Source organism: Martelella sp. (genome assembly GCF_984369615.1).
This window is the reverse complement of record NZ_CFHTCS010000200.1, coordinates 1-8,169: the sequence shown is the minus strand read 5'-3', so window position 1 is coordinate 8,169 and position 8,169 is coordinate 1. Positions and strand designations below refer to the sequence as shown.

The 8,169-nt window shown below is 63.3% G+C and carries 7 protein-coding genes and 1 pseudogene; 2 read left to right on the top strand and 6 right to left on the bottom strand.

Translation table 11 applies throughout. The features are described from left to right. From AC5DC2_RS15295 to AC5DC2_RS15285, 3 genes and pseudogenes are all read right to left on the bottom strand, one after another. Positions 1 to 404 (bottom strand): annotated as a pseudogene (locus AC5DC2_RS15295) (carbohydrate ABC transporter permease); the annotation flags it as partial. Next, entirely contained in the window at positions 405 to 1,415 is a 1,011-nt protein-coding gene (locus AC5DC2_RS15290; protein WP_024706979.1) for a carbohydrate ABC transporter permease, read from the bottom strand. It lies immediately after the preceding pseudogene. Positions 1,416 to 1,653: 238 nt separating this feature from the next. Next, positions 1,654 to 3,009: an ABC transporter substrate-binding protein gene (locus AC5DC2_RS15285; RefSeq protein ID WP_024706978.1), complete on the bottom strand. Its 1,356-nt coding sequence runs from the start codon at positions 3,007 to 3,009 to the stop codon at positions 1,654 to 1,656. 396 nt (positions 3,010 to 3,405) lie between these two features. Between AC5DC2_RS15285 and AC5DC2_RS15280 the strand changes: the two genes are divergently transcribed. Further along, complete coding sequence (locus tag AC5DC2_RS15280) at positions 3,406 to 4,428, top strand: LacI family DNA-binding transcriptional regulator (protein WP_024706977.1); 1,023 nt, start codon at positions 3,406 to 3,408, stop codon at positions 4,426 to 4,428. Positions 4,429 to 4,507: 79 nt separating this feature from the next. Here AC5DC2_RS15280 and AC5DC2_RS15275 read toward each other — a convergent pair whose 3' ends face one another. Genes AC5DC2_RS15275 through mutL form a run of 3 tightly spaced genes read right to left on the bottom strand, consistent with a single transcriptional unit; the run spans position 4,508 to position 7,193 of the window. Continuing rightward, positions 4,508 to 5,032 (bottom strand): P-loop nucleotide/nucleoside kinase family protein, encoded by a 525-nt coding sequence (locus AC5DC2_RS15275; protein WP_491699095.1) that lies wholly within the window; start codon positions 5,030 to 5,032, stop codon positions 4,508 to 4,510. Positions 5,033 to 5,056: 24 nt separating this feature from the next. Then, positions 5,057 to 5,287: a DUF2093 domain-containing protein gene (locus AC5DC2_RS15270; RefSeq protein WP_024706975.1), complete on the bottom strand. Its 231-nt coding sequence runs from the start codon at positions 5,285 to 5,287 to the stop codon at positions 5,057 to 5,059. A 31-nt stretch (positions 5,288 to 5,318) separates the two neighbouring features. Then, on the bottom strand, positions 5,319 to 7,193 hold the full coding sequence (mutL, locus tag AC5DC2_RS15265) for a DNA mismatch repair endonuclease MutL (RefSeq protein WP_491699094.1): 1,875 nt from the start codon (positions 7,191 to 7,193) through the stop codon (positions 5,319 to 5,321). 153 nt (positions 7,194 to 7,346) lie between these two features. On the opposite strand from mutL, the gene AC5DC2_RS15260 reads away from it, so the two are divergent. Further along, on the top strand, positions 7,347 to 8,169 hold an 823-nt coding region (locus tag AC5DC2_RS15260), incomplete at its 3' end, for an oxidoreductase (RefSeq protein WP_491699093.1).

Here is an 8,169-nt window from a genome sequence, read left to right as displayed (position 1 = left end):
CGCCTGCCGAAGGGTTCCGGCGAGGTCAGGCGATAATCCCCGTTCTCCTCGACGCGCAGCTGCATGCCGTCATCGAGATCGACGGTCTGGCCGACCTCGTATTCCTCTGGACTGAGCGAGGAGGTGCCGAAGCGCGACACAACGCCTGCGCCGCCTTCCAGAGCATTGCCGGCATTGATGTAGAGGCCGCCCTCTTGCGTCTGCCCGGCCTCGCCCGGCGTGCGGTAAATCAGGTTCTGCGTCGACGTGGCAAGGGACGTCCACCAGCCCGAGGCGACGATCTGGTCCTTGTCGCGCAGCGAGGTGACCAGCAGACCGAAGGTCGGGATGGTCCACAGCACCACGAGAACAAGGACGGTGATATGCGAGAACCAGACAAGCGGTGATTTCTTGTGCGAATACATTTACCGGCCCTCCATCTCTTTGCGCGCGTTGCGGATGTTCCAGACCATGATCGGAATAACCAGAACCATGATGACGATGGCGATGGTGGCGCCGCGGCCGAAATCTCCGCCGCCGCGGAACATCCAGTCGAACATGAGGTTGGCGAGCACTTGCGTATCCCATTGCCCGTTGGTCATCGCGAGAACGATATCGAAGATCTTCAGGACAATGATGGTGATCGTGGTCCAGACGACCGCGATGGTGTTGTAGATCTGCGGAATCATGATCTTGAAGAAGATCTGCACCCCGTTGGCGCCGTCGATGACGGCGGCTTCGATGGTCTCCTCCGGAATGCCGCGCAGCGCTGCCGACAGCAGCACCATGGCAAAGCCGGTCTGGATCCACAAGAGAATGACCATCAGGAAGAAATTGTTCCAGAAGGGCATGGCGATCCACACATGCGGTTCGCCGCCCATGGCCACGACGATCGCGTTCAGAATGCCGATCTGCTCGCTGCCTTCGCCGCGATAGTCATAGACGAATTTCCAGATGACCGACGCGCCGACGAAGGAGATCGCCATCGGCATGAAGATCATCATCTTCGCGAAGGAGCCCCACCAGATGCGGTCCGTCAGCCAGGCGATGATCAGGCCGAAAAAGGTCGACAACGCCGGCACGAAGACCAGCCAGAGCATGTTGTTGAACATCGACTGGCGGAATTCGGAATCCCCGAACATCCAGCGGTAATTGGCAAGCCCGACATAGGTGTCGCCAGAGGCGCCGTGAAGCGAATACCAGACGGATGCAACGACCGGATAGACGAGGTAAACGCCAAGCGACAAAAGCGCCGGACCGAGGAACAGCCAGGGGCGTATCATCCCCGAGACGCGCAGATTGCGCGCACCATCTGCGGGGTCCTTGGTCTGCGACGGAAAAATCAGGTCGAGTAACTTGTTGGAGCCGTAGAAATAGGCCACTGCAGCGGCAACGCCGATGACCACAGCCAACAAGGCTTTTAAAATCTGTTCCACGCCGTTTGTCTCCCTAGAACGGATATGAAACTGAGTTCGCCGGACCGTTCTGTTCTTGCCTTTTCAGCTTTTCGACGCTCGCCCGAGGCGAACCGAACCCAGCCGCAAGGCGCGCAGGTTTTGTCCATGCGTGCCTTCGGAACAGTGCGCTACCGCGCTATCTCATTTTCGAGGAGTGGCGCACCGGGCCGAAGACGGCCCGGTGCATTATGACAAAACGCAACCGGTTTGACGACCGTTACTTGAGGGTATCCCAGGAGTTCTGGATCTCGGTCGCCGCTTCTTCGGCCGACTGGCCGCCGACATAATCGATCATGCCGGTCCAGAACGCGCCTGCGCCGATCTTGCCGGGCATCAGGTCGGAACCGTCAAAGCGGAAGGTCGTGGCTTCGGTCAGGATCTCGCCTTCGCCGCGCAGCGTGTCGTTGGCGTAAGCCTCCGGATTGACGTCCTTGAAGGGCGTCAGGAAGCCGGACTGCGCCATCCAGACTTCATGCGCGATCGGCGTTTCGAGGAACTCGATAAAGGCCTGGGCGGCGGGGCTGTCATCGGTGATGCCGAACAGCGTGCCGGCGCCGAGAACGGGCCTGCCGAGGTCTTCGCCCTCGTAAGCCGGGAAGTAGAAGAAGTCCGCGTCAAGACCGAGCTCGACGCCTTCCGGGAAGAAGGACGGGATGAACGAGGCCATCTTGTGCATGTAGCACTTCGGCGGGCTGTCGAAGAGACCCTTCGGGCTGTCGCGGAAGTCGGTCGAGGCGACCGCGGCCGCGCCGCCGTCAACGAACGTGTCGTTCTTGGCGAACCAGCCGAATTCATCGATCGCGTTGACGACGCGCGGATCGTTGAACGGAATTTCGTTGGTGACCCACTGGTCATAGACTTCCGGCGGCTGGGTACGCAACATCATGTCCTCGACCCAGTCGGTCGCCGGCCAGCCGGTGGCGCCGCCGGAACCGAGACCGATGCACCAGGGCGTGCCGCCGTCGGCCACGATCTGCTCGGTGAGCGCCTTCAGCTCTTCCATGGTTTCCGGAACGTCATAGCCGGCATCGTCGAAATTGTCCGGAACGTACCAGACGAGCGACTTCAGGTCGGCCTTGTAGGGAAAGACGTAGAGGCCGGGCGCGCCATCGGGCCCCTCATAGGTCGAAAGGTCGACCCAGGACTGACCGGCGGCGTATTTTTCCGACAGGAACTCACCGGCGGACGCCGGAAGCTCGGTCAGGAAACCCTTGGCCGCGAGGTCGGCGGCAAGGCCGGGCTGCGGGAACACGGCAATGTTTGCCGGGCTGCCGGCCTGGGTGTCGATGACGATCTGCTGCTCGAAGGAGTCGGAACCGGAATATTCGACATTCGCGCCGGTCGCCTCTTCGAAATAGGCCAGAACGCTTTCGATCAGATCCTTGTCGGGGCCGAGCCAGGGGCCGAAGATCGTCAGCGTCTGACCGCTCAGGTCATGGGAATCGGAAAACTGGGTAAAGCTGTCCCAGTTGAAGCGGGAATCCTCGCCCGGGGCGAACTTCAGATCGGCAGCCTGGGCCGCACCGGCAACGAGGGCGAGCGAGGCTACGCCCGTCAACAGAACTTTATGCATGTGATTTACCTCCCATCACATTCAACCCTCTCGAGGGCTTCGGTTGTCAGACAGCACTTTATCCAAAGCGCTTTGACATCTCCAGAGAATTCTCGTGTGACGGGTCTGAGTCAACCCCTTTCCGCAAATCACGACCGATTTTTGCCGTTTTTCTGCACTTAGAGACGTTTTTCTGTCGATCCGACTCGAAAAGGGCTTTTCTTTCCCCGACAAGGCTTGATAAAAAAGCCAAACCGCTTTGGAAGCCGCCAAAGAGGTCCGTGCACGCTTCGCGCGAGGGCGCATGAGCGAGGCGAACGGATTTTCGCGGAACCATCCTTGTCGGTGAACGATTTGGAGCGCACAGGGTTTCACGCTTTCTTTTTTGTGTTACGTGCCTCCGGGGAGGAAACGGGAGTGAACCTGAAACAATTGTCGGCGCGGCTCGGCCTTTCGCCGACGACTGTCAGCCGGGCCCTGAACGGATATCCCGAGGTCAACGCCGCGACCCGCGAGCGGGTGCTGAAGGCAGCGCGCGAGACCGGCTACCGGCCGAACCGCACGGCGCAGCGCCTGGCCACCGGCAAGGCCGGTTCGATCGGCCTGTTGATGCCGATCGGCGACCAGGTGATTTCGGACCTGCATTTCGGCGAGTTCCTGAGCGGGCTGGGAGAGAAGGCCCAGGCGGAGGACTTTCACCTCGTGGTCATGCCGTCCGACCCCGCTGACGAGGTCTCCGCGCTGCGAAGCCTTGCGACCAGCGGCTATGTCGACGGGCTTTGCCTGGCCTATATCCGCGAGCAGGACAGCCGGATCGATCTGATGGAATCCTTCGGCCTGCCCTTCGTGGTCCACGGCCGCTTCTTCGATCCGCCGCACCCCTATCCCTCGCTCGACGTCGACAATGAGGCAGCCTTTTACGACGCCACGCGTCTCCTCCTCCAGCTTGGCCATCGCCGTATCGGCCTTATCAACGGCGACGAGAAATTCGGCTTTGCCATCCGCCGGCGCGACGGCGTCATCAAGGCGCTCTCGGAGGCGGGCCTCCGTCTTGACGAACGCTTCCATGTCTCCGCCCAGATGACCGAGGCCGACGGACAGCGCGCGGCCGAACGGTTTCTCGCCGGCGACGAAACCCCGACGGCCATGCTGTGCTCCAGCATGGTGCAGGCGCTCGGCATCGTGCGCGCCGTCACGCAATCGGGCCTTCAGCTCGGCAGGGATATCTCGCTGATCTCCTATGACGACGTGCTGCCGCTCCTGCGCCCCGAACTGTTCTCCGTGCCGCTGACCACGACGCGCTCATCGCTGCGCACGGCGGGCAAACGGGTCGCCGAACGGCTGATCCACCGCATCAACGGCCTGGAGAAGGACGATGTCCAGGAATTGTGGCGACCGGAACTGGTCGTGCGCGCCTCCACCGGACGGGCGCCGGGCTGAATGCGCGCCTTGCAGGCAAGCGAGACTTCCGCGCCTTCGACCGATTTCCGTTGCATCGCACATGCCGATTTGCCGGCGCTTACGCCCCGCTCGCGCAATCCGGTCGAAGCATCTTCAAGATGCGCTCTGCCGCCCGGTCGGCCGAAAGCACGCTCGTATCCAGCACCAGCGCGGCTTCGGGCCACGGCGCATAGTCACGGTCAAGCACATCCTGCCAGCTCGGCTCGACATGCCCTTCGCCGATATCCCTCGTCCGGCTTTCCAACCGGGCGCGATGGAGCGCCGCATCCGCGCAGATGACTTCGACGCCGAGGAAACCGGCTCCGCCCTCTGAAGCCGCCTTTTCGAACATGGCGCGGGTCAACGGCCAGGGATTGACGCAATCGATGATAACGTCCTGTCCGGTCTTCAGGTTCGAGACGGCGAGCGCCGCGGCGATTTCATAGCCCAGCGGACCGATCTCGCGCGCCGGATCGTCCTTCCTGAGCACGGCCTCGATCTCGTCGACGCGCAGGAAGACCGCCGGACGTTCTTGCGCGAGACGCCGGGCAATCGTGGTCTTGCCAACGCCCGGCAGGCCGGCAAAGGAAATGAGCGTCGGCACGCGATGTCCCTCGAGGTTCGCCGGTCAGGCCCTGCCGGTCGGCAGCGCTCCGGCCCTCTTCTCCGCCTCAAAGGCGGCAGGCGCATCAACATAGGCTTCCTGTCGTGCAACGCTCCAATAGCGCAGTTCGTCCAGCGGAATCCGCTTGCCGGTCACCGCGCAGGTTACATGGGTGCCGGGTACGACCACTTCGAAATCGGCGTCCAGATACCGGATTTTCGCCTCGCCGCGGCCATTGCCTTCAAGGATATTCAACAGTTCATCTCCAGAAATTCGCCCGCCGGTGCTAGCGCCCGAACAGGCGTTCGATATCGGAAAGCTTCAGCTCTATATAGGTCGGGCGACCGTGATTGCACTGGCCTGAGCCCGGCGTCTCCTCCATCTGCCGGAGAAGAGCATTCATTTCCTCCACGCGCAAGCGCCGGCCGGAGCGCACCGAGCCATGACAGGCCATGGTGGCGGCAACGCTCTCAAGCTTCGCCCGCAGCCCCTCGGCCGTCTCCCACTCGCCAGCCTCGTCGGCAAGCTGGCGGATCAGCGCCGGGGCGTTGACCTCGCCCAGCATGGCCGGCGTCTCGCGCACCGCGATCGCGCCGGGCCCGAAGCGCTCATAGACGAGGCCGAGGCGGCTCATCTCCTCGGCAAAGGGCATCAGCCGGTCGCAGTCTTCTTCCGGCATATCGACGATTTCCGGGATCAACAGGCCCTGCGAGGGCAGCCGGCGGTCGACAAGCGCCTTGCGCAGCGCCTCGTAAACAAGGCGTTCATGGGCAGCGTGCTGATCGACGATCACCAATCCGGTCTCCGACTGGGCGACGATATAGTTTTCATGCAGCTGCGCGCGGGCGGCGCCCAGCGGATGGCTGAGCGTGGCCTCCTCGCCGCGCGGTGGCTCGAAGGCCTCCGACCGCGCCGAGGGCGCATCGAAACCGGCAAGCATGCGAGCGGCCTCTTGCGGTTTTGCGGTCTCCGCAGTTCCGGCAAAGGCGGGTGCGGCCCCTTCGGCAAAGCCTTCCGGCCGATAGGGGGAACGCTCGGGCGACCAGTTCACGTTCGACGGGCGGATATCGCGATGGCCGAAGCCGCCGCCGAAACCGCCTGTCTGTTCGCCTTGCGGCGCGACGCCCGGCCTGAAGGCCCTGAGCATCGCGTCTGCCCCGGTGGACGACGCGCGGTCGCCGCTCCTTGTCAGCGCCTCGCGGATCGCGCCGACGACCAGCCCGCGGACGAGCCCCGGATCACGAAAGCGGACATCGGCCTTGGCCGGATGGACATTGACGTCGACCAGCGCCGGATCCAGCGAGAACCAGAGGACGGCCATCGGATAACGCCCCTTCGGCACGGTCTCGGCATAGGCCGCGCGGATGGCCCCCATCAACAGCTTGTCCTGCACCGGACGGCCGTTGACGAAGGCATAGAGATGGCCGGAATTGCCGCGATTGAAAGTCGGCACGCCGACAAAGCCGGAAAGGGCGACGTCTTCGCGCACCGCATCGATCTCGATCGCGTTCGGCCGGAAGTCCTTGCCCAGAACCTGGGCGATGCGGGCCAGCCGGTCATCGCCGGTTGCCGGCAATTCCAGCGTCGATCGGTCGGAGCCGGACAGGACGAAGCGAACCGCCGGAAAGGCGAGCGCCATGCGCTTGACCACCTCGGTGATCGCGCCGGATTCCGCACGCTCGGTTTTGAGAAACTTCAGCCGGGCGGGCGTGGCGAAGAACAGGTCGCGCACTTCGACGATCGTGCCCGGATTGACGGGCGCGGGCTGCGGTTCGGTGAGCTTTCCGCCGTGAAGCTCGATCCGATACCCTTCTCCAGCGCCTTTCGTGCGGCTCGCAACGGAAAGCCGCGCCACCGAGCCGATCGACGGCAGCGCCTCGCCGCGGAAGCCGAGCGTGCGGATATCGGTGAGATCGGCGGAAATCTTCGAGGTGCAGTGCCGCTTGACGGCAAGCGCCAGATCGTCCGGGCTCATGCCGGAGCCGTTATCGGTGACGCGCAGCAAGGCCTTGCCGCCGCCGGCGGTCGCGATCTCGATGCGGGTCGCCCCCGCATCAAGCGCGTTTTCCACCAGTTCCTTGGCAGCGCTTGCCGGCCGCTCGATGACCTCGCCGGCGGCAATCTGGTTGATGACGGTTTCCGAAAGCTGTCTGATGCTCATGGCGCATCCTTAAAGGGATTCGCGCCGTTTTGGAACGCTCGCGGATTATGCCGTCCCCCGCTTTTGGCGCGCACAGGACAGCGCCCGGCGCTTTCGCCAGGGCATGAACTTCATTTCCGTGTAGCATGGACGAAGAGAACGCCGGAGACCGCCATGTACAAAGACCCCCTGCTCCAGCCTTTCCAGCTCAAGCACCTGCGCCTGAAGAACCGGCTGATGTCCACCGCCCATGAACCGGCCTATGGCGAGGGCGGACTGCCGACGGAACGCTACCGGCTCTACCACCGGGAAAAGGCCAAGGGCGGCATCGCGCTCACCATGACGGCCGGATCGGCTGTCGTCGCGCCGGATTCGCCGGCGGCCTTCGGCAATCTCCATGCCTGGCGCGACGAGATCGTGCCGCTGATGGCGCGCCTTGCCGAGGACTGTCACGAGCACGATTGCGCGGTGATGATCCAGTTGACGCATCTCGGCCGGCGCACCAGCGGCTGGAACATGGGCGACTGGCTGCCGGTCCTTTCCGCATCGCCGATGCGGGAGGCTGCCCACCGCACCTTCCCCAAGGCAATGGAGGATTTCGACTTTGTCCGCATTGCCGAAGACTACGCCACCGCCGCCGAGCGGATGATGGCAGCCGGCCTCGACGGCATCGAGATCGAGGCCTATGGCCACCTCCTGGACAGTTTCTGGTCGCCCGTCACCAACCAGCGCGACGATGACCATAACGGCCCGCTTGAAAACCGGCTGCGTTTCACCTTTCAGGTGCTCGAGGCCATCCGCAAGCGCTGCGGTCCGGATTTTATCGTCGGCATGCGGCTTGTTGCCGATGAGAACCGGGCGGGCGGCCTTTCCCGCACGGAAGGGCTTTCGATCTGCCGGATGCTCGTTGACAGCGGAACGATCGACTTCCTCAACGTTATTCGCGGCCATATCGACCATGACGCGCCTCTGACGGAGGTGATTCCGATCCAAGATC